20 protein-coding genes, 1 pseudogene and 1 riboswitch are annotated in these 20138 nt (G+C 74.1%); of the genes and pseudogenes, 12 read left to right on the forward strand and 9 right to left on the reverse strand.

Annotated elements, in window-relative coordinates; genetic code table 11:
- Window positions 1–1004 (reverse strand): annotated as a pseudogene (locus ABZ135_RS36745) (glycosyl hydrolase family 31); the annotation flags it as partial.
- Between the two features lie 246 nt (window positions 1005–1250).
- On the reverse strand, window positions 1251–2036 hold the full coding sequence (locus ABZ135_RS36750; protein ID WP_356702391.1) for a DeoR/GlpR family DNA-binding transcription regulator: 786 nt from the start codon (window positions 2034–2036) through the stop codon (window positions 1251–1253).
- 188 nt (window positions 2037–2224) lie between these two features.
- Here ABZ135_RS36750 and ABZ135_RS36755 point away from each other — a divergent pair, with 188 nt between their 5' ends.
- The 6 genes from ABZ135_RS36755 to ABZ135_RS36780 all read left to right on the forward strand — a co-directional run bounded on the left by ABZ135_RS36755 (window position 2225) and on the right by ABZ135_RS36780 (window position 6526).
- A complete protein-coding gene (locus tag ABZ135_RS36755; RefSeq protein WP_356702394.1) occupies window positions 2225–3133 on the forward strand; it encodes a sugar isomerase in 909 nt (302 codons plus the stop codon).
- A gap of 67 nt (window positions 3134–3200) precedes the next feature.
- Window positions 3201–4067: a class II fructose-bisphosphate aldolase gene (locus ABZ135_RS36760; RefSeq protein ID WP_356702396.1), complete on the forward strand. Its 867-nt coding sequence runs from the start codon at window positions 3201–3203 to the stop codon at window positions 4065–4067.
- Window positions 4068–4107: 40 nt separating this feature from the next.
- The gene (locus tag ABZ135_RS36765) at window positions 4108–4779 is read left to right on the forward strand and encodes a histidine phosphatase family protein (protein ID WP_356702398.1); all 672 of its coding nucleotides are present in this window, start codon (window positions 4108–4110) and stop codon (window positions 4777–4779) included.
- Window positions 4780–4807: 28 nt separating this feature from the next.
- On the forward strand, window positions 4808–5449 hold the full coding sequence (locus ABZ135_RS36770; RefSeq protein ID WP_356702400.1) for an endonuclease: 642 nt from the start codon (window positions 4808–4810) through the stop codon (window positions 5447–5449).
- 131 nt (window positions 5450–5580) lie between these two features.
- Window positions 5581–6150: a hemerythrin domain-containing protein gene (locus ABZ135_RS36775; RefSeq protein WP_356702402.1), complete on the forward strand. Its 570-nt coding sequence runs from the start codon at window positions 5581–5583 to the stop codon at window positions 6148–6150.
- A gap of 13 nt (window positions 6151–6163) precedes the next feature.
- Window positions 6164–6526, forward strand: coding sequence for a hypothetical protein (locus ABZ135_RS36780; protein WP_356702404.1), 363 nt, complete (start codon window positions 6164–6166; stop codon window positions 6524–6526).
- 71 nt (window positions 6527–6597) lie between these two features.
- On the opposite strand, the gene ABZ135_RS36785 is transcribed toward ABZ135_RS36780, so the two are convergent.
- Window positions 6598–7443: a LysM peptidoglycan-binding domain-containing protein gene (locus tag ABZ135_RS36785; RefSeq protein WP_356702406.1), complete on the reverse strand. Its 846-nt coding sequence runs from the start codon at window positions 7441–7443 to the stop codon at window positions 6598–6600.
- A 4-nt stretch (window positions 7444–7447) separates the two neighbouring features.
- A riboswitch (cyclic di-AMP (ydaO/yuaA leader) is annotated at window positions 7448–7603 on the reverse strand.
- A 433-nt stretch (window positions 7604–8036) separates the two neighbouring features.
- On the opposite strand from ABZ135_RS36785, the gene ABZ135_RS36790 reads away from it, so the two are divergent.
- Window positions 8037–8768, forward strand: coding sequence for a class E sortase (locus ABZ135_RS36790; RefSeq protein WP_356702408.1), 732 nt, complete (start codon window positions 8037–8039; stop codon window positions 8766–8768).
- A 56-nt stretch (window positions 8769–8824) separates the two neighbouring features.
- On the opposite strand, the gene ABZ135_RS36795 is transcribed toward ABZ135_RS36790, so the two are convergent.
- The 4 genes from ABZ135_RS36795 to ABZ135_RS36810 all read right to left on the reverse strand — a co-directional run bounded on the left by ABZ135_RS36795 (window position 8825) and on the right by ABZ135_RS36810 (window position 11098).
- Window positions 8825–9223 (reverse strand): DUF6213 family protein, encoded by a 399-nt coding sequence (locus ABZ135_RS36795; protein ID WP_356702409.1) that lies wholly within the window; start codon window positions 9221–9223, stop codon window positions 8825–8827.
- Window positions 9220–9390 carry a universal stress protein gene (locus ABZ135_RS36800; RefSeq protein ID WP_356702411.1) on the reverse strand — a complete coding sequence of 57 codons (171 nt, stop codon included), beginning with the start codon at window positions 9388–9390 and terminating at the stop codon, window positions 9220–9222. The genes ABZ135_RS36795 and ABZ135_RS36800 overlap by 4 nt, the downstream gene beginning before the upstream one ends.
- Window positions 9391–9639: 249 nt before the next feature.
- Window positions 9640–10059, reverse strand: a complete 420-nt coding sequence (locus ABZ135_RS36805; protein ID WP_356702413.1) for a CBS domain-containing protein — start codon at window positions 10057–10059, stop codon at window positions 9640–9642.
- 190 nt (window positions 10060–10249) lie between these two features.
- Window positions 10250–11098 (reverse strand): SDR family oxidoreductase, encoded by an 849-nt coding sequence (locus ABZ135_RS36810; RefSeq protein ID WP_356702415.1) that lies wholly within the window; start codon window positions 11096–11098, stop codon window positions 10250–10252.
- 184 nt (window positions 11099–11282) lie between these two features.
- Between ABZ135_RS36810 and ABZ135_RS36815 the strand changes: the two genes are divergently transcribed.
- Complete coding sequence (locus ABZ135_RS36815) at window positions 11283–12755, forward strand: ornithine decarboxylase (protein ID WP_356702417.1); 1473 nt, start codon at window positions 11283–11285, stop codon at window positions 12753–12755.
- 199 nt (window positions 12756–12954) lie between these two features.
- Here ABZ135_RS36815 and ABZ135_RS36820 read toward each other — a convergent pair whose 3' ends face one another.
- Window positions 12955–13173: a hypothetical protein gene (locus ABZ135_RS36820; protein ID WP_356702419.1), complete on the reverse strand. Its 219-nt coding sequence runs from the start codon at window positions 13171–13173 to the stop codon at window positions 12955–12957.
- Between the two features lie 172 nt (window positions 13174–13345).
- On the opposite strand from ABZ135_RS36820, the gene ABZ135_RS36825 reads away from it, so the two are divergent.
- Complete coding sequence (locus tag ABZ135_RS36825; protein WP_356702428.1) at window positions 13346–14491, forward strand: YbdK family carboxylate-amine ligase; 1146 nt, start codon at window positions 13346–13348, stop codon at window positions 14489–14491.
- 147 nt (window positions 14492–14638) lie between these two features.
- Here the strand turns inward: ABZ135_RS36825 and ABZ135_RS36830 are convergent, their stop codons facing one another.
- Window positions 14639–15376: a 2OG-Fe dioxygenase family protein gene (locus ABZ135_RS36830; protein ID WP_356702420.1), complete on the reverse strand. Its 738-nt coding sequence runs from the start codon at window positions 15374–15376 to the stop codon at window positions 14639–14641.
- Between the two features lie 519 nt (window positions 15377–15895).
- Here ABZ135_RS36830 and ABZ135_RS36835 point away from each other — a divergent pair.
- The 3 genes from ABZ135_RS36835 (at window position 15896) to ABZ135_RS36845 (ending at window position 19824) form a co-directional block, all read left to right on the forward strand.
- Window positions 15896–16858, forward strand: a complete 963-nt coding sequence (locus tag ABZ135_RS36835; RefSeq protein WP_356702422.1) for an NAD-dependent epimerase/dehydratase family protein — start codon at window positions 15896–15898, stop codon at window positions 16856–16858.
- Between the two features lie 210 nt (window positions 16859–17068).
- Window positions 17069–18760, forward strand: a complete 1692-nt coding sequence (locus ABZ135_RS36840; protein WP_356702424.1) for a carbamoyltransferase C-terminal domain-containing protein — start codon at window positions 17069–17071, stop codon at window positions 18758–18760.
- On the forward strand, window positions 18757–19824 hold the full coding sequence (locus tag ABZ135_RS36845) for a glycosyltransferase (RefSeq protein ID WP_356702426.1): 1068 nt from the start codon (window positions 18757–18759) through the stop codon (window positions 19822–19824). Before ABZ135_RS36840 ends, ABZ135_RS36845 begins: the two co-directional genes overlap by 4 nt.
- The last annotated feature ends 314 nt before the right edge of the window (window positions 19825–20138 follow it).

The following is a 20138-nucleotide window of genomic DNA, read 5'->3' on the forward strand; positions in this document are numbered from 1 at the left end:
GGGTACCCGCAGCGGTAGGGTTGTTGGGGATGGAACCAGCGGTTGGGCATGTGGGCGGCGCGGGCGTCGTCGGCGTAGCCGACGACATCCGGGGTGGTCTGGTGGCGCGGCCGGTTGTGGTCGCCGTTGTAGTCGGGGTTGGAGGCGTTCCAGCAGTCGGCGTTGCCGAGTTCAAAGCCCCAGAGCGGGGCCAGGAACGGCTTGCCGCTCACATCGGTGTACGCGTCGAGGACGCCCTTGAGCGAGTCGGCGACGAAGTACCAGGCGTCGAAGCGGCTCTCGTCGTGGGTGAAGGTGCCGGGCGCGCCGAAGGAGTAGCTGCCCGGGGCCCAGGTGTTGCGCATCACGCCGTAGCCGTTGGTGGACATGTAGAAGGGCGCGGGGCTGGCGTTGGTGTTCTCCTTCCACGTGTTGGAGACGGCCACGGGGACGGTCTTGCCGCGCAGCGCCCATTCGCCGAGGCGCAGTCCGGTGCCGTAGAACTGCTCGTCGGCGCCCTGGGTGAGGTGCTGGGTGGTCTGGGATCCGGTCCAGGAGAGCGGTTGGGCCTCCTGCCAGACGAGGGTGGTGTCGTCGGCCCGGTAGACCGAGAACCGCAGGGGGGACTTGTTGACCCGGATGGACAGGGCCGGGGTGGTGATCCGGTAGTAGGCGCCGGCGTCGGTCACGTTCGTGGTCACGGAGCCGAAGTCGGTGTCGGTCGCGAGCGCGTTGCCCGCGGGGTCGTCGGTGAAGGTGCCGCGGGGGGAGAGCCAGATACGGAAGATGTCCTGGCGGGCGACGACGACCCGGGCCTTCGCCGCCGTGGAGGTGCTGATCGTGAAGGTGTTGCCCGACCGGGTGACGCCGGTGGCGTTGCCCGCGCTCGCCGCGGCCGCCGGGGCGACCGGGCCGCCGAGGGAGAGGAGCGCGGCGACCAGGGCCGCGACCAGGCCCAGGACGGTGAGCCGCCCGCCGCCTCGGTCGCGCCTTCGCCTGCGGTCCCGTCGTGAACGTCGTTCCATCACAGCCGCCTTTCGGCCGGGCGAGCACACTCCGGGCACTCGCTGCCATGAACATGACCGTGGTGCTCGCGCCATGAGAGCAGGGCGAGGAGGTGACGTCAAGTGCGCGCTAGATGCTTTCTTGAAGCATCTGTGCGCAGGCGCGTGCAGGAAAATGCAGGAACGCGCAGACGGTGGGCGGGGTACGCGGCGCCGGCATCCGGGGGCGGAAGGGTATGCCGCGAGGCGGGCGGGCCCGACGCGGGCTCAGACGCGGTGGACCTCGACGCCCTGGCTGCTGAACTGCTCGACCAGCTCGTCGGGGGCGTCGCGGTCGGTGACGAGAACCGAGATCTCCGCGACCGTGCAGACACGGGCGAAGGCCCGCCGGCCGAGCTTCGTGGAGTCGGCGACCACGATCACCCGGTCGGCGCGCTCGGCCATCGCGCGGTTCGCGCCCGCCTCGCCCTCGTCGTGTGTGGCGGCGCCGAAGCGCGGGTCGACGGCGTTCACGCCGAGGATGGCGTAGTCCAGGGCGAGGCCCTGGAGCACGGACGTGACCAGGGGCCCGGTGAGTTCGTACGAGCTGGGCCGGGCGACGCCGCCCGTCACCACGGTCTTCACGTACGGCCGGACGGCCAGCTCGTTGGCGATGTTGATGGCGTTGGTGACGATGGTGAGGGCGGTGACGGTGCCGTGGTCGGCGAGGTCCGCCCTGGTCACCAGTTCGCGCGCCACCTCCGAGGTGGTGGTGCCACCGTTGAGCGCGACCACCGCTCCCGGCGGCACGAGGCCGGCCGCCGCCCGGGCGATCCGCTGCTTCTCGTCCGCCTGGCGCGCGGTCTTGTAACGGAGCGGCAGGTCGTACGCGACCCCGCTCAGGACCGCGCCGCCGCGGGTCCGGGTGAGCAGTTGCTGGCGGGCCAGCTCGTCCATGTCACGGCGGATGGTGGCCGCGGACACCCCGAGGAGCTCGGCCGCCTCGGCGACCTCGATCCGGCCCCGCTCGCTCAGGGCGTCGAGCAGCCCCGTCCAGCGCTCGTGCGCCCCCATGACCGTTCTCCTCGTCTCGTGACCTGCGGTGTCGAGCGTATCGCGCGCGCCGTCCGCGATCCTGATCACTCACCCCGCACTCTTGCTCATTTCTGCGCGCAACGGCTATACATGAAGCATCTTCAAGCATTCCTCGCCAGTCACCTCACGGCAGTCCACACTCCCGAGCACGCGCAGGAGGCACGCACATGACCCATGTCGGCAAGGAGATCGCCAGTCAGCCGGAGTGCTGGCGCCGGGCGCTGGAGATGGATCCGGCGGGGCTTCCGGAGACCGGTGAGCGGGTGGCCGTCGTCGGCTGCGGCACCTCGCTCTACATCGCCCAGACCTACGCGGTGCTGCGCGAGGCGGCCGGGCTCGGCGAGACCGACGCGTTCGCCGCCTCCGAGTTCCCGGCGGCACGGCGCTACGACCGGGTGCTCGCCATCAGCCGCTCCGGCACCACCACGGAGGTGCTCGACGCCCTGCGGCGGACCGGCGACACCCCCACCACCGCCGTCACGGGCGACCTCGCCACCCCGATCACCGAGGCGGCGGGCACGGTGGTGGACCTGGCCTTCGCCGACGAGCGGTCGGTCGTGCAGACCCGGTTCGCCACCACCTGCCTGGCGCTGCTGCGCGGCCGGCTCGGCCTCGCCCCCGCCGACCTGCCCGAGCAGGCGGAACGGGCCCTCGACGCCGAGCTGCCCCAAGGCGCCCTCGACGCGGGCCAGTTCACCTTCCTCGGCACCGGCTGGACGATCGGCCTGGCGAACGAGGCCGCGCTGAAGCTGCGCGAGGCGGCCAACGCGTGGACCGAGTCGTACGCGGCGATGGAGTACCGGCACGGGCCCATCAGCATCACCGGGCCGAACAGCCTCGTCTGGTTCTTCGGCGAGCCGCCCGCCGGGCTGCCCGCGCAGGTCCGCGCGACCGGGGCGGCCCTGTCCCACGCGGAGCTCGACCCGATGGCCGACCTCGTCCGGGCGCAGCGACTCGCGGTGGCCCTCGCCGAGCGCCGGGGCCTCGACCCCGACCGACCGCAGGGGCTCACCCGCTCGGTGGTCCTGGACGACGCCCCGGCCGGCTCCCCGGCCCCCGCCCCGGCCGGGTCGTGACGGTGCGGCGGGCCCGCGGCCGGCGTCCGCTCCCCCACCACCGCCCCGCTGACTGAGGAGAGTTCCCATGCCGCTGGTAGGAACCGGCGCCGTCGTCACGCCCGCCGCCCGCGCCGGGCACGGCGTCGGCGCGTTCAACGTCGTCCAACTGGAACACGCCGAGGCCGTCGTCGCCGGCGCCGCCGAGGCCGGTTCACCGGTCGTCCTGCAGATCAGCGAGAACGCCGTCCGCTATCACGGCGCGCTGGCCCCGCTGGCCGCCGCCGTGCTGGCCATCGCCGAGGCCGCGCCCGTGCCGGTCGCCGTCCACCTGGACCACGCGACCGACGCCGGTCTCGTCGCCCAGGCCGTCGAACTCGGCTTCTCCTCCGTGATGTTCGACGCCTCCGCGCTGGACTACGCCGACAACGTACGCGCCACGGCGCGGGTCGTCGCCCGCTGTCACGCCGCCGGCGTCTGGGTGGAGGCCGAGCTCGGCGAGGTCGGCGGCAAGGACGGCGTACACGCGCCGGGCGCGCGGACGTCGCCGGACGAGGCCCTCGCGTTCGTCACGGCCACCGGCGTGGACGCGCTGGCGGTGGCCGTCGGCACCTCCCACACGATGCTGACCCGCGACGCCGTGCTCGACTTCGCCCTGATCCGCGCCCTGCGCGCGGCCGTGCCCGTCCCGCTCGTCCTGCACGGTTCCTCCGGCGTGGCCGACGCGCATCTGACCCGGGCGGTCGACCACGGCATGACCAAGATCAACATAGCCACGCATCTCAACCACGTCTTCACCACCGCCGTCCGGCAGGCGCTCGCCGAGAACCCGGCCCTCGTCGACACCCGGCGCTATCTCGCCCCCGGCCGCACCGCCATGGGCCGCGAGGTCGCCCGTCTGCTCGCGGTGCTCAACGCCCCGGTCGTGCGGCCGGCGGACGCGCCGGTACGGTGAGGAGTCCCGGTCCGGCGCGGGCGAAGGGAGCAGTACGGCCATGGGTGACCTCCTCCTGATCCGCCACGGCCGGACGGAGTGGAGCGCCACCGGACGGCACACCGGCCGCACCGATCTGCCGCTCACCCCGGACGGCGAGGCCGAGGCGCGTGCCCTCGCCCCGTTCTTCGCGGGGCGCTCCCTCTCCTTCGTCCTCACCAGTCCGCTGCGTCGGGCCCGGGACACGGCGGAACTGGCCGGGCTGCGGGGCGCGGCGACGGACGAGGACCTGGCCGAGTGGGACTACGGCGGGTACGAGGGCCTGACCACGGCCCGGATCCGCGAGACCCGGCCGGACTGGTCGCTGTGGCGCGACGGCGTTCCGCCGCACCCGGACGGTCGGCCGGGAGAGACCGCCGAGGACGTGGGCCACCGGGCCGACCGCGTGCTGCGCCGGATCGCCCCCCTGCTCGCGGGCTCGGCCCAGGACGGCGTCGTGGTCGCCCACGGTCATCTGCTGCGGGTGCTCACCGCCCGCTACCTCGGTCTTCCGCCCGCCGAAGGGCGGCTCTTCCTGCTGAGGACGGCGACCGTGGGACGCCTGTCGACGGAGCACGGCCTTCCCGTCGTCGCCGGCTGGAACCAGCAACCCGTCGGAGAGCGGGCGCCTGGGGCGGAGCGTCGGAGCGGGGCGGAGCGTCGGGGTGGGGCGGAGCGTCGGGGTGCGGAATGAGCGTGGTGGACCGGAAGGAGCGAGCCTCATGCGTACCTCCGAGGTGATCGACAGGCTGCTGGACGCGCACGGGCGCACCTACGCCGACGAGGCCGGGATCACCCTGCGCGACAAACCCGCCCCGCTCTACCAACTGCTGGTCCTCACCGTCCTGTGCTCCGCCCGGATCAGCGCCGGGACGGCCACGGCGGCAGCGCGGGAGCTGTTCGCGGACGGTCTGCGCACGCCCAGAGCCATGGCGGACTCCGCCCGGCGAAAGCGTGTGGAAGCGCTCGGCCGGGCGCACTACGTCCGGTACGACGAGAGCACCGCGACGGCGCTCGGCGAGGGCGCCGAGCTGGTCCTCGACCGCTTCCGGGGCGATCTACGCGGACTGCGGGAGGAGGCCGGAGGGGACCTGGACGCGCTGCGCTCGCTGCTGCGGGAGGTGCCCAGGATCGGGCCGGTCGGCGCCGACATCTTCTGCCGCGAGGCGCAGGCCGTGTGGCCGGAGCTGCGGCCGTTCTTCGACCGGCGTTCACTCGCCGCCGCGGAGTCCCTCGGACTGCCCCGCACTCCGGCCGGTCTCGCCCGCCTCGTGCCACCGGAGGAACTGGCCAGGCTGGCGGCCGCCCTGGTGCGTGCGGGCCTGGCCGGCGGGTCCGCGCGGAAGCCGCGGGCCGACGCCTGAGACCGGAACGCCCGGGTTTGACCGCACGGCAATCGGCTAGACGCGGAGTCAAGGACGACACACGGACTCCGGGCGGCGACGTCCTGGACCGGTGGTCGTCTCGCACCGAACGCCACTCCGAAGGAGGGGTCATGAGCATGACGAGCGGTTCGCCCCGCACGGTCGAGCCCGAGGACGACATCCTGGAGCAACTGCTGGAGCAGCACGACCGGATCCGGCAGCTCTTCGCCGAGACGCTCGACTCGGAGGGCGACGCCAAGCAGCAGTGCTTCGACGAGCTGCGCGCGCTGCTCGCCGTACACGAGAGTGCCGAGGAGATGATCCTGCGGCCCGTCGCCAAGCGGGTGGCCGGCAAGGAAGAGGCCGAGGCGCGCAACGAGGAGGAGTCCCAGGCCAACAAGGAACTGGCCGAGCTGGAGGGGCTCGACGTCCACAGCGCCGAGTTCGACGCCCGGCTCAGGGCCTTCCAGAGCGCCGTGGAGGACCACGCGCGGCACGAGGAGCAGGAGGAGTTCCCGAGCATCCGCGCGGAGTGCGACATCGACGACCGCCGTTCCATGGGGCGCCGGCTGCGCGCGGTCGAGCGCATGGCCCCCACCCATCCGCACCCCAGGACCGCCGGCTCGACGGCCGCCCAGTGGACCGTCGGCCCGTTCGCGGCGATGCTCGACCGGGCCAAGGACGCGCTGCGTCGCGGCTGACCGGGAGGCCGTCATGGTGACACCTGTCGCGGTGGCCCGCGGCCAGGGGCTCTTCAACCTCGTCGGCGGCCTCTGGCCGCTGGTGTCGCTGAGGACCTTCGAGCGGGTCTACGGCCGCAAGACGGACGACTGGCTCCAGAAGACCTCGGCCGGCCTGCTGGCCGCCGCCGGGATCGGGATGCTGCGCGCGGCGAACACCCCCGAGGGCATGCGCGACGCCCGGCGTACGGGCGTGGGAACCGCCCTCACCTTCCTGCTCGTGGACCTCGTCTACGTACCCCGCGGGCGGATCAGCCCCGCCTATCTCATGGACGCGGCGAAGGAGACGGCCTGGCTCGTGGCGTGGTGGAAGGCCGGCCGCCTGGCCCGCCGGTGAGGCAGTCGCGCCGACGCGACGGGCCGCGCCCGCCAGGAGGCGGGCGCGGCCCGTCGCGTCGGACGCTCGGCTCAGTAGGCGCCGAAGACGTTGTCGATGGAGCCGTAGCGGTCGGCCGCGTAGTTGCAGGCGGCGGTGATGTTGGCGACGGGGTCGTACGGGTCGAAGGGCATGCCCGCCACGTGGTAGGCGCGGAAGGTGGGGTCGATGACCTGGAGCAGGCCCTTGGAGGGGGTGCCGGCGGCGGCGTTGGAGTCCCAGTTGTTGATGGCCAGCGGGTTGCCGGAGGACTCCCGCATGATGTTGCGGTAGATGCCGTCGTAGGTGCCGGGAATGCCGTTGCGGGCCATGACGTCGAGGGACTCGCGGATCCAGCCGTCGAGGTTGTTCGCGTAGGAGGCGGACTTCGCCGGGGCCGCCGCCTGGACGGCCGAGGCGGGGCGGGCGGCCGCGGCGCCCTGGCTGGAGGAGCTCTTCGCGGCCGTGCGCTGGGCCGGGGCGGCCTTGGTCCTGGTCGTCTTGGCCTGCTTGCGCGGGGACTCGGCGCGCGGCGCGGACGTCGCGTCGACGGTGAGCTTCAGGCCGGGCCGGATGAGGCTCGGATTGCCGCCGACGGCGGCCCGGTTGTCCTGGTAGAGCTTCTTCCAGCCGCCCCGCACCGCATACGCGTGAGCGATCTTGGAAAGCGAGTCGCCGCGGACGACGGAATACTTCACCGGCCCGGTTTTCGCGACCACGTGAACGGTCGCGACCTTTTCGACTGCGACGGAAGGCGTTCCCTGCGGCGTGACCGCTCCCGCGCCGGTCGCTCCGGCGAGCGGGAGGGCGAGTGCGGCACTGCCCGTGAGGCCGGCGGCGGCGATGCCACGGGCGAGCGGGGTGTTCTTGGGACGGCGGTGCTTCCCGTGTCCACGCATGGCGAGTTCCTCTCCTTCGCCTGCGAGGTGAGCTGTCGGGTTCGGGCAGGAGATGCCCGGCCGCGGCGGGCGCGGCTTCACCCCGAGCCGTGGCCGAAGGATCGGACACGGCGGAGAACCTGGGTCCCCCGCTCCTGCCGGGAAGGGTCGTGGGTGCGATGCCGGACGGTGGCAGGACTCGGCGTTTCCGTCCGGTTGACGCGTGACCGTATGCGAAGAAGAAGGACGAGAACAAGACGGGAATTAATCAAAGCAAATAGATCTCGGTGGCCGAAGAAAAGGATCATTCCGACCTCTCGCCAGCGGTTTCCCAATCCTTTTCCACAGCCGCGCACTTGACGTCCCGCCAGGCCCGCGCGCACCGCTCCTCCCGTGATTCAGATCACCCGGCTCATCACGTCGTCCTTTCAGTGGTGAAATACAGCCCTTGCGGGATTCCGCTCGCCATTCCGGTATTGCAGATGAATAAGCCGACATCGTCCGATTTGCCCGCGCGGTCAGCCCGCGCTCACGGCGGCGGCAGCGCGTAGCGTGGGAGATGTCGGAAGGTCCTCGGACGGCACGGCGCCGTCCCGGGGCCCCGGCGGATGACCATGGACCGTTCGCGCGCCCGTTCCCGCAGGGCCCGCCGGGTCGTCGCGACCCTCGCGGCCGTCGTCGCCACGGTCGTCGCCGTGCTCCTCGGCTGTGCCCCCGCCCCCGACCGGGGCGCCGCCGAGACGACAGCCGCCCCTGCTCCCCCACCGCGGGCCGCGCCCACGACCCCGCCCTCTCCCACCCCGACCCCCACGCCCGCCCCGGCACCTGCCGCCCGGCCACGGCCCGCCGACCTGGACATCCCGTCGATCGGCGTACGGGACCTGCGGGTCGTGCCGTACGAGGGGAAGACCGACGACCGCGCCGGCACCCGCATCCAGGACCGGGGCGTCGCCGCGAGCCCGTACGGGAAGCGGGGCGGCGTGGGTCCGGGGGACACCGGCAACTACCAGGTGACGGCGCACCGCCTCTCGGCGGGCGGGCCGCTGCGCGACCTGCCGGCCGTCGAGGTGGGCGACCGGGTGTTCGTGACGGCGGGCCGCGAGGTGTACGAGTACCGGATCACCGAGACCCGTACGACGTCCTTCCGCTCGGCCCGCTCGCTCGCCGAGCAGCGCGCCGCCGTCCCCGGTTCGCCCGGCGAGAAGCCCACCCGCGCGATGATCACGCTCTCCACCTGCGCGACGCCGGAGGACGACGCGGCCGGAAACTTCTGGCGGGACGCGCAGGGCAACCCGGAGCACCGTATCGACAAGATCGGCGTCCTGGTCGCGGTCCGCCCCGCGTGACGCGCGCCCGCGCGGGCTGCGCCGACTCCGCCCACTCCGCCCACTGCGCCCACGACCTACGACGGGCCGCCCTCGTCGCCCGGGTCCCCGCCCGTTTCCTCCGCGTCCGGTCCGTCCGGGCCGCTGTCGGCGGCGGGCTCGTCAGAGCCGGGGTCGGGGCCGTCATCCGGGGCGGCATCCGGGCCGGCGTACGCCGCTCCGAGCGCCTCACCGGTCCCCTCCTCGTCCCCGTCGGTCATCGGCATCAGCCCGATGCACTCGGCGTCGATCTGGTCGGCGATCTCCATGAGTCCGGTCGCCAGGGACAGGACCGTCGCGGGGTCGTGGTCCTCGTAGCCCTGGTCGGTGGCCTGCAGCCAGCCCGCGGCGACCTGGCGCAGCAGCCCGGTCATCTGGTCGGCGGGGACCAGGAGGTGGCCGTCGGCGAGGACGATGAAGGACGTGGGCGCGTTCACGAGGCGACCTCCGGACGGACGACGAGGACCGGGCACGAGGCGTGAGCCACCCTTGGCCCGCCGACGGAGCGGAACAGCGGGTCGGCCAGGCCGCCACGGCCCCGGCCGCCCATGACCGCCCGACTGCCCATGATCGGACGGGCACTGCGTGCGCCGGTGTCGTTCATGGCCGCGCCCTCCTGCTCCGGTCCGGTGCCGGCGGTTCGGGCCTGGGGGCCGGCGGCGGTGCCGGACGCGGGGCCTCCGGGTCGGGCGGGAAGGGTCGGGTCGGCGGGGCGGGGTGCGGATCGGTCGGGTCGCGGGGGAAGGGCTGGGTGGGCGGCCCCGTCGTCGGATGTGCCGTGGGCAGGGTGTGCGTCACGGTGCCTCGCCTCCTCGGTACGGGCGGGTCCGGCCGGGGTACCCGGCCCGAGCGCTCATGGGGTGGCCTCGGCGGACGAGATGTCCGCGAGCGCCGACGTGGGGTCCTTCTCGATGGCGAGGTCGCCAAGGGTGACGATGCCGACGACCCGGCCCTCCTCGGTGACGGGCAGGCGCCGCAGGGCGTGCTCGCGCATGAGGCCCACGGCACGGTCGACGCCTTCGTCGGGCCCTACCGTGACGGGGCGGTCGCTGCACACCGACCGGACCGTCGTGTCCGACGGGTCCTTGCCCTCCGCGAGGGCGCGGACGACGAGGTCGCGGTCGGTCACGATGCCGCGCAGCCGGTCGCCGTCGACGACCAGGACGTCCCCGATGTCGGCGTCGCGCATGACGCGCGCCGCCTCCGCGACGGAGGTGAGGACGCCGACGGTGACGGGATGGCCGGTCATGACATCGCGTACGGACTGGGTCATGTCTCCTCCTGCTGCCGGGCAGCCGGTGTCCCCATGGGACCGGCTACCCGGCCCCGGGGGCGATACGCGTGCGAGGGCACCGCCGCTCGCAGGCCCCCGGCGCCCTCGGGCGATCCGCCGCCGCGCCCCCGGCCGACCCCCTCGGCCCTCGACCCTCGGGCCCCGACCCTCGGCCGTCGACTGGCGACTGTCATACGCGACGCCAGGCGTCGTCCCCGAGGTGCGAACCGGCCATCGGCCCCATCCGCAGCATGCCGCCGTCGACGGCCCAGGACGCGCCGGTGACGTACGAGGCGTCCGGTCCGGCGAGGAACGCGACGACCGCCGCGACCTCGCGGGCGTCACCCGGACGGCCCAGCGGGACACCCGGGCGGGACTCGGTGGTCACGTCGGTGTCCTCCTGCCCGGTCATGGGTGTCGCGATCTCGCCCGGGGCGACCGCGTTGACCGTGATGCCGTGTTCGGCCAGCTCCAGGGCCATGACCTGGGTCAGGAGGCCGAGGCCGCCCTTCGCCGCGCAGTACGGTGCCGCGCCGACCCGCGGCTGGTGCTCGTGCACCGACGTCACGTTCACGATGCGGCCGCCACGCCCCTGGCGGACCATGCGCCGGGCGGCGCGCTGCGCGCACAGCAGCGGACCGACCAGGTCCACGTCGAGGACCTCCCGGACGGTGCCGTGGTCGAGTTCCAGGAACGGCGTGGACGTGCCGGTGCCCGCGTTGTTCACGAGGACGTCGATGCCGCCGAGCCGTTCGGCGAGCACGTCGACGACCTCGGCGGCCTCCGGCAGCAGCGTCAGGTCCAGGTGCTCGATGTACGCCTCGCGCCCCTGCGCGCGTACCTCTTCGGCGGTCTCCTCCGCGCCGCGCCGGTCCCGGTGCCAGGTGAGGCCGACATCCATGCCGGACGCGGCGAGACGAACCGCCGTGGCCCGGCCGATGCCGGAATCGGCACCCGTGACGACGGCGGTCCTCGGAGTCAGGCTCGCCGGGGTCGAGGGGGCCGACGGGGCTGACGGGGTCGACGGACTGTTGTTCATGACGCCTTCCTCGGTCGTGGGAGGCCGGTCCTCCGGATCGCAGGGCGCCGCTGCCCACGGCGGCCCGTTTCATGCCACCGAGACGCCCCGTTTCGCCGGAAACGTCCCGGGGCAGGCGTGCCACGCGCCCGTACGGCGCGATCAGTGAGACCCATCAGAACGGCAGGACGATCCCGGAGGAGCCATGGACCACTCGCGTGCACCGGTGCTGGAAGCGCTGGAGGACTTCCGACGGCGGGGCGACATCGTCTACGGGCCCCCGGGGCACAAGCAGGGCCGGGGCGCCGACCCCCGGGTCACCGAGGTCGTCGGGGAAGAGGTCTTCCGCTCGGACGTGCTGCTGCTCAACGGCCTGGACGACCGGCGCGAGTCGCAGGGCGTGCTGGATCAGGCGCAGGAGCTGATGGCCGACGCGGTCGGCGCGGAGCGGGCCTTCTTCTCCACCTGCGGAAGCTCGCTGTCCGTCAAGACCGCGATGCTGGCCGTCGCGGGCCCCGGCGAGAAGCTGCTGCTGTCGCGCAACGCGCACAAGTCGGTGATCGCGGCCGTCATCGTGAACGGGGTCGAACCCATCTGGGTCCACCCGAAGTTCGACGCGGAACGGCACCTGGCCCATCCTCCCGAGCCGGACGACGTACGGGCGCGCCTCCAGGAGCACCCGGACGCCAAGGGCATGCTGCTCATCACGCCCACCGACTGGGGGACCTGCGCCGACGTGCGAGGCGTGGCCGAGGTCTGTCATGCCGCCGGTGTGCCGCTGATCGTCGACGAGGCGTGGGGCGCCCATCTGCCCTTCCACCCCGAACTGCCGGTGTGGGGCATCGACGCGGGCGCCGATCTGGTGGTCACGAGCGTGCACAAGATGGGCGGGGCGATCGAGCAGAGCTCGGTCTTCCACCTCCAGCACGACCGGGTGTCGCCCGAGGTCCTCAAGCAGCGCGAGGACCTGCTCGGCACGACGAGCGCCTCCTCGCTCGTGTACGCGACGCTCGACGGCTGGCGGCGGCAGATGGTCGAGCACGGGCGGGAGCTCCTCGACGGTGCGCTGCGGCGGGCGGACCGGGTGCGGAAGGCGGCGGCGGGTCTGCCGGGGCTCGCGCCGATGGGCGGGGAGGTGGTGGATGCCGGGCTCGCGGCCGACTTCGACCCGCTCAAGATCGTGATCGATGTACGGGGTCTCGGCATCAGCGGCATGCAGGCGGCGGAGTGGCTTCGCGAGGAGCGCCATGTCGACGTGGGCGGCTCCGACTCCTGCCGTATCAGCATGTCGATCACCCATGCCGACGACGACACGACCGAACGCGTCCTGGTGGACGCGCTGCAGGCACTGGTCGAGGCCGACCGGACCGGTCCGCTCGCACCGCGGCCGGCGGTGCGGCTCCCCGAGCCCCCGGCGCTGGAGCTGGAGCAGGCCCGGCGGCCTCGGGACGCGTTCTTCGGGCCGGTGGAGCACGTGGCGGCGAAGGACGCGGTCGGCCGGATCTCGGCCGAGACGATCAGCCCCTACCCTCCGGGCGTCCCCGTGGTGACGCCGGGTGAGGTGATCAACGCCGAGGTGGTGGACTACCTGCGCACCGGCATCGCGCACGGCCTGCTGATCCCGGACGCCGCCGATCCGTCCCTGGAGACGTTCCGGGTACTGACCCGGGACGGCTGAGGCGCGACGGCTGAGGCTCGACGCGCGCCCCGCACGCGCGGGCGGCGATTCGTCGTGCACCCCCGTGTGTCGTCCGGGTCTCGGAAGGGAGCCTTCCGCCGAACGCGGCGACGCGCCCGTAATGCAACGGCTCACCCCCTCGCCGCCGCCGCGGCGAGGGGGTGAGGCGCACTCGGTGGTGCGGGGTCGACCGGGGTGGTCAGGGCTCGTCGGGGCGATGGCCGGTGGGGATGCCCCCGTCCGGGGCGACGCCCTTCTCCGCGCGTCCGCCCCCGTCCCGGCGGTCGTCGTGGCGCTCGGCGCCCGGCTGCTTGCCCTCGTCCTGGTGGGCCTGCCGGGCCTTCAGTTCGGCGAGGTCCTTCGGGGTGGCCACGCTCCTCCCGCCGTGTCGCTGCGCGCGGCTCTGCGGATCACTCATGACCGTCTCCTCGTGTCGGGCCGGCTCGGTCTGTCCTTCCGCGTCTCCCCCGAGAGCGCCAGGGCATGCCTCCGGCCCCCGTGGGCATGGGCACGGGGGTGAACACGGACTCGGGCACGGACACGCATGCGGATGCGGATGCGGACGTACGGATGGGGGTGCGAGCGTGAGCATGGACGGTGGAGGCGACGCCGGGCGGGCGATGCCCGAGCTCCCGACCTTCGGCGTCGAGGAGGAGTACTTCCTCGTGGACCCCGGCTCCGGGCGGATCGCCGACGCCGCCGGGCGCGTGCTCGCGCGAGCCAGGACGCAGGACGGCTCCGCCGACGTGCTTACCGGCGAGTTCACCCGCTACCAGATCGAGGCGCGCACCCGTCCCTGCACGACCGTGGCCGAGCTACGCGCGGAGCTAGGGGCGGTGCGGCGCGCCGCCGTCCGGGCCGCGCGCGCCGAGGGGCTGCGCCTGTGCGCCTCCGGCACGCCCGTCCTCGGCCGGGCCGCCCCGGACGCGGTGGGCGACCATCCGCGCTACCGGGCCGGGCTCGCGCAATACCGCTCGATGATGCGGGACTTCGCGGTCTGCGCCCAGCACGTGCACGTGCACTGCCCGGACCGGGAGTCCGCGGTGTTGGTGGGCAATCACCTCAGGCCGGTGCTGCCGGCCCTGATCGCGCTGAGCGCCAACTCGCCGTACCACGAGGGCGTCGACACCGGGTACGCGAGCTGGCGGACCGCGATCCGTCAGCGCTTCCCGTGTCTGGGGCCACCGCCGTACGCGGAGTCGCTCGCGGAGTGGGACCGGCGGGCCGAGGCCGTCGCGGCCACCGAGGCGATGCTCGATCCGGCGATGCCGTTCTGGGACGTGCGGCCGAACCCCCGGCTGCCCACCGTGGAGATCCGCTGCCCGGACGTCTCCGCCGACCTGGAGACCGCGGTCCGCCTGGCGGCGCTGGTACGGGCCCTGGTGGTCACCGCCGCGCACCGGGTGGCGCGCGGCGATCCTGGCCCCCGGCTGGGCGCGGAGGAGCTGCGGGCCGCCTGCTGGCAGGCGGCGCGCGACGGCGCGGTCGACGACGCGGTCCTCCGGCTGGTGGCCGAGGTCCGCGAGCCGCTGGAGGCGGCGGGCGACCTCGACGTCGTCGAGACGCACGTACGGGGCATGGTGACCGGCGGTACGGGGGCGGACGCGCAGCGGCGGGCGGCCCGGCAGGCCGGACTGAAGGGCGTGGTACGGCACCTGGTGGCGCAGACGGAGGCGGGCACGGAGCCCGAGGGCGCCCGGGAGGCCGTGGAGGGCCCCGCGGGCGCGGGATCGTAGGACGTGCCGCTCCCGGGCAGACGCCACGGAGGGTGACCGGCGGCGGAGGGTGACCGGCGGCCGGGCGGCTCGGCCCAGCGCTCTCCGGGCCGTCCGAGCTCTCCGGCCTGTCCGGGCTGACGCCTCGGCGCCGGTCACGCCTTCAGGTCACGCCTCGGGTTCGGGCTCCGCCAGGGTGATCACCAGGACGTCGCGGTGCGCGGGCCGCCCCGGGTCGTGGGGCCGTACGGCCGACACTCCGTGGAGGGTGCGGCGGTCGTCGCCGAGCAGCAGCGTGCCGGGCTCGTCCATGACCGTATGGAAGAGCGGTACTCCGTCGGGGTGATAGACCGTGCTCTCGCCGCCGTCCGCGTTGCCGCGGTCGACCAGCAGGGACGAGACCAGGGTGACCCCGTCGCGGTGCACGCCCTCCGGGGTGGGCTCGCCCTCCCGGCCCGCGGTCGCCACCACGCGGAAGGGGTGGATCTTGACGGTCCACTCGGGCGGATCGGCCAGCACCGACGCCGCCTCGGCCAGGAGCCCCAGGATGTCCCCGAGGAGCGGGTCGGCCATGAAGGCGTCGGTGAGCGGTTCGAAGTGCCGCTCCCGTCCGACGTACAAGGGGTTGCTGTCCCCCGGTTGGAGGAACGCGTCGTGCGGCCGTGGTCGTCGCTCGCCTGTGCGACTCAGGCCGATGTGGCCGTAGCGGCGCAGCCGCAGGGTGCCCGAGGAGTTCAGGTAGGGGTCGGGGACGAGCTCGTCCCAGTGGCGGTCGAAGGCCGCCCACCGCTCGCGCGTCGTGCCGAGCCTTCGGGCGGTCTCCTCCGCGGGGATGAGACAGGCGCCGGGGTCGACCAGTCGGCGCGTGAACGGTTCGAGGTCGAGTGTGAGGTCCAGGTCGCTCATGGCCGGGCGGATGCCCCGGCTCTCGCCCCTCATGCACCCGCCCGTCATGCACCCGTCCTCATGCACCCGCCCGTCGGGCATCCACCTGTCGCGCACCCGCCCATCGGTGTCCGAGGCGTCCGTAGGCGTCCGTAGGCGTCGCCCGGCGGCAGTCGGCGCCGCGGACGATGTGCCGCTCCCGGATCCGCGCCGTCCCGCCTCCCACCCGTCCGGAGCGGTGTCGTCCGGGCCCTGCGGGCCGGCAGACAGGTGGACAGGGTCCGGTCGTGCGGCGGGACGATCTCGTCGTCCGGGGGTGCGCCGATCCGCGCGCTCGGCGCGGCCGTCTCCGCGTTCCATCGCGGCCATCGCGCGGCCCCGGCGCGAAGCGGTCGGGTGGCGGCCCACCCGGCACCGGGTGAGACTGACTGCCGATGCGTGAAGACGCCCCGAGGACCGACCGGTCCCGGGCGGTGAGCGGCAGCGACCGCCCCCGAGCCGCGGCTCATCTCCCTCACTGTTCGGGTTGAGGAGATCCCCATGTCCATGCCCCGCGCCCCCCGTTGGGAACACGCCGTCGTCACCGGCGGTTCCGGCTTCGTCGGATCCCATCTGTGCGCCGCGCTTCTCGCCGGCGGCACGGAAGTGACCTGCGTGGACGACTTCAGTACGGGAACGCCCGCCAACGTGGCGGAACTGCGGGAGCATCCCGGATTCCGGCTGGTGGAAGCGGATGTCCGCGAGCCGTTCCCGGTGGACCGCGATCCCGATCTGGTCCTCCACTTCGCCTCACCGGCGTCCCCCGCCGACTATCTGCGGCTGCCCGTGCACACCCTGGAGACCGGCAGTCTCGGCACCCGCAACGCACTCGCGCTGGCCCATGCCTGCGGTGCGCGCTTCGTCCTCGCCTCGACCTCGGAGGTCTACGGCGATCCCGAGGAGCACCCGCAGAACGAGCGCTACTGGGGCCATGTGAATCCGATCGGCCCCCGGAGCGTCTACGACGAGGCGAAACGCTTCGGTGAGGCGCTGACCACCGCCGCCGCGCAGGCCCGCGGGACGGACACCCTGATCGTGCGGCTGTTCAACACGTACGGCCCGCGCATGCGCGGCTACGACGGGCGGGCCGTCCCGACCTTCGTGCGGCAGGCGCTCGCCGGCGAGCCGCTCACCGTCGCCGGCGACGGGCGGCAGACACGGTCGCTGTGCTACGTCGACGACACCGTGCGCGGTGTCCTGGCGGCCGCGGCGCACGGCATGCCGGGGCCGGTGAACATCGGCAACCCGTCCGAGATCTCCATGCTCGACCTGGCCCGGTGGATCATCGAACTGACCGGCTCGCGCTCGACCCTGCGCTTCGTCGAACGGCCCGTCGACGATCCCGCCGTGCGCTGCCCGGACATCACGCTGGCCCGCGACAAGCTCCAGTGGCAGCCGGAGGTCACGGCGGAGGAGGGTCTGCGGCGGACGATCGAGTGGTTCCGGTCCCGGCAGACCGAGTGAGACCCCGTCCGTCTCCCGCCCGTCCCCTTTCCCTCCCGTCCTCTTTCCCGCTTTCCCTCCCATCCCCATCCCCATCCCATCCCATCCCCCTTCCCGCCCGTCCCTCCCCCACCTCCCCCACCTCCCCCACCTCCCCCACCGCCCCCTCGCCTCCTCCTCCCGCCTCTCCCCCGGGCGCACCGCGCCGGATTCGACCGGAAGGCCCCCCACATGCGTGTTCTCGGCATCAACGCCCTCTTCCACGATCCCGCCGCCGCCGTGGTCGTCGACGGGATCACCGTCGCCGCCGCCGAGGAGGAGCGCTTCTCCCGGCGGAAACACGGCAAGCGGCCGGTGCCGTTCTCCGCCTGGGAGCTGCCGGAGCAGTCCGCGCGGTGGTGTCTGGAACAGGCCGGGCTGCGCCCCGGCGACCTCGACGCGGTCGCGTACTCGTACGATCCCGGACTGGCCCGGCCCGCCGACACCATGGGCCTGAACGACCCCTGGGACAGCCTGCGTCAGGCGTACGCGCAGAGCGCGCCCGGCTTCCTGGCGACGGCGCTGCCCGGTCTGGACCCGGAGAAGGTCCGCTTCGTCGGACACCATATGGCGCACGCGGCGTCGGGGGCGTTCGCCGCCGAGGCCGCCGAGAGTTCGTCGGTGCTGGTGCTCGACGGGCGCGGCGAGTGCGCCTCGCACCTGGCGGCGCGGCGCGTGGGCGACCATCTGGAGCCGCTGCGGGCCCAGTTGCTGCCCGACTCGCTGGGGCTGGTGTACGAGGAGCTGACCGAGCACCTCGGATTCCTGCGCTCCTCCGACGAGTTCAAGGTGATGGCGCTCGCCTCGCACGGCAGGCCCCGGATGGCGGACGAGATCCGGAAGTACGTGCATCCGACGGGCGACGGCGGCTTCCGGGCCCACGGGGTGCCCTGGGCGGAGCTGTGTCCGCCGCGCGGGGCCGAGGAGCCGTGGACGGCCGACCACGCGGACCTGGCGTCCAGCGCGCAGACCGTCCTGGAGGAGACCCTGCTCGACCTGGTGCGGTGGTTGCACGGCGAGACCCACGACAGCGTGCTCACCCTCGCCGGCGGTGTGGCCCTGAACTGCGTGGCCAACTCGCGGATCGCGCGCGAGGGCCCGTTCTCGCGGGTCTGGGTGCAGCCCGCCGCCGGTGACGCGGGCACGGCGCTCGGCGGGGCGCTGCTGCTGTCGGCGGAGGCCGGCGAGCAGCCGTCGCCGATGCCGGGGGCCGCCCTCGGCCGGGAGTGGTCGGACGCGGAGATCGCCGGGCGGCTGAAGACGGCGGCCGTCCCCTTCGACCGACCGCCGGACATCGCCGTCGCCGTGGCGGAGGTGCTGGCCGCGAACGGCGTGGTGGCCTGGTTCCAGGGGCGTTCGGAGTACGGCCCGAGGGCGCTCGGGCACCGGTCGCTGCTCGCGCACCCGGGGCACGCCGGGAACCTGGAGCGGCTCAACGACATCAAGGGCCGTGAGCAGTTCCGTCCGGTGGCGCCGATGGTGCTGACCGAGCGGTCCGCCGAGATCTTCGACGGCCCGCTGCCCAGCCCGTACATGCTCTTCGTCCACGACGTCGCGCCGGAGTGGCGTGACCGCATCCCGGCCGTCGTACATGTCGACGGCACGGCGCGGATCCAGACCGTGGACCGCCGCCACGAGCCGCTGGTGGCGCGGATGCTGGAGGAGTTCGAGCGGCTGACCGGGCTGCCGGTGGTGGTCAACACCAGCCTCAACACGGCGGGCCGCCCGATGGTGGACGACCCCCGCGACGCCCTGGAGTGCTTCGGCTCGACACCGATCGACCTGCTCGCGATCGGGCCGTTCGCGGTCCGCAGGAGCGAGATGTTCGCCGGTGCCGGGACCAACGGATGGAGTGTCACCGGCAGCGAGGGGCGTGACCGGTGAACGCCCGCGTGTCCTCGCCGAGTTACGCGGTCGTCGTGCCGACGACCGGCCGGCCGAGCCTGCGGCTGTGCCTGGAGGCCCTCGCGCGGTCGGGCGGACGCCCGCCGTCCCGGGTGATCGTCGTGCACGACCGGCCGGGGCGGGACGGCTCGGTGCCCGAGCTGCCGGTGCCGGAGGAGCTGCGCCGGGTCACCTCGGTGGTCCCCGGCCCGGCCCGGGGACCGGCCGCCGCGCGGAACGTGGGCGCGCGCCATGCCGGCGACGTGCCGTGGATCGTCTTCCTCGACGACGATGTCGTGCCGTCCGCCCGGTGGGGCGAGGACCTGGCCCGGGACCTGGCGGAGGCGTCGGCCGGAACGGCCGCCGTGGCGGCGCGGATCGAGGTGCCGCTGCCCCAGGACCGGCGTCCCACGGACGGGGAACGGAACACCGCCGCGCTGGCCACGGCGCGCTGGATCACGGCGGACATGGCCGTACGGCGCGAGGCCCTGGAGGCTGTGGGAGGTTTCGACGAGCGCTTCCGCCGGGCCTTCCGCGAGGACGCGGACCTCGCGCTGCGGCTGCTCGACGGCGGCTGGCTGCTCGCCCAGGGCCGCCGCCGCACCGCCCATCCGCCGCGGCAGGGTGGCCGCTGGCTCTCGGTGCGCCAGCAGGCCGGCAACGGTGACGACGTGCTGATGCGCCGGCTGCACGGCCCGGACTGGCGCACCCGCGCCGGTGCGCCGCGCGGCCGCCTGCCCCGCCACCGGGCCCTCACCGCCGTCGGTGCGGCCGCGCTGGTCTGCGCCGTCACCGGTCACCGCCGGGCCGCCGCGGTGTGCGGCGCCCTGTGGGGTGCCGGTACGGCCGAGTTCACGCTGGCCCGCGTCCTGCCGGGGCCGCGGACCCGCGCGGAGGTCCTCGACATGATCCTCACCAGCGCGGCCATCCCTCCGGCCGCGACCTGGCACTGGCTGCGCGGCCTCGTCGCCCACCACCACGCCCGCCCCCGCCCGCCGGCCCGCCCGCCGGAGCCGGTCGGCACCGCGCTCCCGGTGGAGGCGCGCGAGGAGGCCGTGTCATGACCCTCGAACGGACCGACTCCCCCCTCGCCCCCGGCCGGCCGACGCGGTCGACCGCGCCCCCGAGCGGCGCTGCCGTACGGACGGGCCGCACCGGAGGCGAGCCCGCGGCGGCAGGGGGCCCGGCGGGCCCCGGCGACGGGTGGACGACGGCCGAGCGGCCGTCGGAGGACCGCCCGCAGACGCGGGGTGCCCGGAGGCCGGACGCCGGCACGCTGGCCGAACGGCCGCCGGACTCCCGCACGCGGGACGGGCGGGCGCCTCGACACCGCCCCCGCCCACCGGGTCGGCCAGGCCCTGGTGGCCGCCCACTGCAC

The organism is Streptomyces sp. NPDC006339 (genome assembly GCF_040612775.1).
Classification (GTDB): Bacteria; Actinomycetota; Actinomycetes; order Streptomycetales; family Streptomycetaceae; genus Streptomyces.

Bases quoted from the DNA above. Each gene is read 5' to 3' on its own strand.
- ABZ135_RS36770 (WP_356702400.1), top strand. From the start codon at position 4,808: ATGCGTACCTCCGAGGTGATCGACAGGCTGCTGGACGCGCACGGGCGC.
- ABZ135_RS36810 (WP_356702415.1), bottom strand. From the start codon at position 11,098: ATGAACAACAGTCCGTCGACCCCGTCAGCCCCGTCGGCCCCCTCGACC.
- ABZ135_RS36840 (WP_356702424.1), top strand. From the start codon at position 17,069: ATGCGTGTTCTCGGCATCAACGCCCTCTTCCACGATCCCGCCGCCGCC.
- ABZ135_RS36835 (WP_356702422.1), top strand. From the start codon at position 15,896: ATGTCCATGCCCCGCGCCCCCCGTTGGGAACACGCCGTCGTCACCGGC.
- ABZ135_RS36815 (WP_356702417.1), top strand. From the start codon at position 11,283: ATGGACCACTCGCGTGCACCGGTGCTGGAAGCGCTGGAGGACTTCCGA.
- ABZ135_RS36760 (WP_356702396.1), top strand. From the start codon at position 3,201: ATGCCGCTGGTAGGAACCGGCGCCGTCGTCACGCCCGCCGCCCGCGCC.
- ABZ135_RS36830 (WP_356702420.1), bottom strand. From the start codon at position 15,376: ATGAGCGACCTGGACCTCACACTCGACCTCGAACCGTTCACGCGCCGA.
- ABZ135_RS36755 (WP_356702394.1), top strand. From the start codon at position 2,225: ATGACCCATGTCGGCAAGGAGATCGCCAGTCAGCCGGAGTGCTGGCGC.
- ABZ135_RS36790 (WP_356702408.1), top strand. From the start codon at position 8,037: ATGGACCGTTCGCGCGCCCGTTCCCGCAGGGCCCGCCGGGTCGTCGCG.
- ABZ135_RS36785 (WP_356702406.1), bottom strand. From the start codon at position 7,443: ATGCGTGGACACGGGAAGCACCGCCGTCCCAAGAACACCCCGCTCGCC.
- ABZ135_RS36780 (WP_356702404.1), top strand. From the start codon at position 6,164: ATGGTGACACCTGTCGCGGTGGCCCGCGGCCAGGGGCTCTTCAACCTC.
- ABZ135_RS36820 (WP_356702419.1), bottom strand. From the start codon at position 13,173: ATGAGTGATCCGCAGAGCCGCGCGCAGCGACACGGCGGGAGGAGCGTG.
- ABZ135_RS36825 (WP_356702428.1), top strand. From the start codon at position 13,346: ATGGACGGTGGAGGCGACGCCGGGCGGGCGATGCCCGAGCTCCCGACC.
- ABZ135_RS36805 (WP_356702413.1), bottom strand. From the start codon at position 10,059: ATGACCCAGTCCGTACGCGATGTCATGACCGGCCATCCCGTCACCGTC.
- ABZ135_RS36750 (WP_356702391.1), bottom strand. From the start codon at position 2,036: ATGGGGGCGCACGAGCGCTGGACGGGGCTGCTCGACGCCCTGAGCGAG.
- ABZ135_RS36800 (WP_356702411.1), bottom strand. From the start codon at position 9,390: ATGAACGACACCGGCGCACGCAGTGCCCGTCCGATCATGGGCAGTCGG.
- ABZ135_RS36765 (WP_356702398.1), top strand. From the start codon at position 4,108: ATGGGTGACCTCCTCCTGATCCGCCACGGCCGGACGGAGTGGAGCGCC.
- ABZ135_RS36775 (WP_356702402.1), top strand. From the start codon at position 5,581: ATGAGCATGACGAGCGGTTCGCCCCGCACGGTCGAGCCCGAGGACGAC.